The 1,426-nt window shown below is 68.9% G+C and carries 1 protein-coding gene; it reads right to left on the bottom strand.

Translation table 11 applies throughout. The annotated features are described in order from the left end of the window. Nucleotides 1–37: 37 nt before the first annotated feature. Nucleotides 38–1,291 carry an IS256 family transposase gene (locus ACZ3TS_RS42990; protein ID WP_467628712.1) on the bottom strand — a complete coding sequence of 418 codons (1,254 nt, stop codon included), beginning with the start codon at nucleotides 1,289–1,291 and terminating at the stop codon, nucleotides 38–40. Nucleotides 1,292–1,426 lie beyond the last annotated feature (135 nt).

The raw sequence follows: 1,426 nt of genomic DNA on the forward strand, positions 1-1,426 counted from the left end.
GAGTAATAGTCAATACCTGTGGGTCGGTTGAGGTGGTTTAGGCTGCGTGAGCCTCGGGGCGCTCGACGAGATGGCCGCGTTCGAAGCGGGCTCCGGCGCGGACGAGGGCGACGAGGTGGGGCGCGTTCACGGCCCGCCAGCGGGCCTGGGCGGACTCGACGAGCTTGAAGACCATCGCGAGGGCGGCGGCCGCGCTGCCGGCTCCCCGGGTGACCTTGGTCCGCAACCGGACCGTCGCGAACGTCGACTCGATGGGATTCGTCGTGCGCAGGTGGATCCAGTGCTCGGCGGGGAAGTCGTAGAACGCCAGCAGCTCCTCGACGTCGTCGGTGACCTTTTTCACCGCCTTGGGCCACTTCGCGCCGTAGGCGTGCTCGAAGGCGGTGACCGCCTTGAGCGCGTGGTCGCGGTCCTCAGCGTTGTAGATGTCCTGCAGGGCCTTGCGGGCGCCGGGCTGGGCCGATTTCGGCAGGGCGTTGACGACATTGGCCGTTTTGTGAACCCAGCACCTCTGGTGGCGGGCTTCGGGGAAGACCTCCGCGAGGGCCTTCCAGAAGCCGAGCGCGCCGTCGCCGACCGCGAGCACGGGCGCGCGCATGCCGCGGCGGGCGCAGTCACGCAGCAGGTCGGCCCAGGACTCGGCGGACTCGCGGTAGCCGTCGGCCATCGCGATCAGTTCCTTGGTGCCGTCCGCGCGCACGCCCATCAGCACCAGGACGCAGGACTTCGCCTCCGCGAGCCGGATGCGCAGGTGGATACCGTCGGCCCAGACGTAGACGTAGTCGGATCCGGCCAGGTCGCGCTCGCCGAATGCCTTGTGGTCGGCCTGCCACTGGGTGGTGAGGCGGGTGACGGTGGCCGGCGAGAGACCGGCCGAGCTGCCCAGGAACTGCTCCAGCGCGGGGACGAAGTCTCCAGAGGACAGGCCGTGCAGGTAGAGCAGCGGCAGCACCTCGCTGATCTTCGGGGACTTGCGGCACCACGGCGGCAGGATCGCCGAGGAGAACCGCTTGCGTTCCCCGGTGCTCTCGTCGATGCGCTTGTCGTTCACCCGCGGGGCCCTCACCTCCACCGCCCCGGCGGCCGTGGTCACTGACCTGGGCTGGTGGTAGCCGTTGCGTACCACCAGTCGGCGGCCGTTGTCGTCCCGTTGATCAGCCAACTCCGCTATGTAGGCGTTGACTTCGGCTTCGAGGGCGGCGGCGAGCATGCGCCTCGCCCCTTCGCGGACGATCTCGTCGATCAGGGAGCCGTTCGGGGTGCTGCCGTCGGCATTGACTACGCTGAGCACGGGCGTGCCTTCCCGACCCGCGCTGCGAACGCGGGCCTACTCGGTGACCATCAATCGATCACTCGGGAAGGTACGCCCTCCGCGTTCCGCGAGGCACCCTTCCCGAGGCCGATCCACAGGTACTGAGCATTGCTC

The sequence above is a fragment of the Streptomyces sp. NPDC022910 genome, assembly GCF_055561075.1.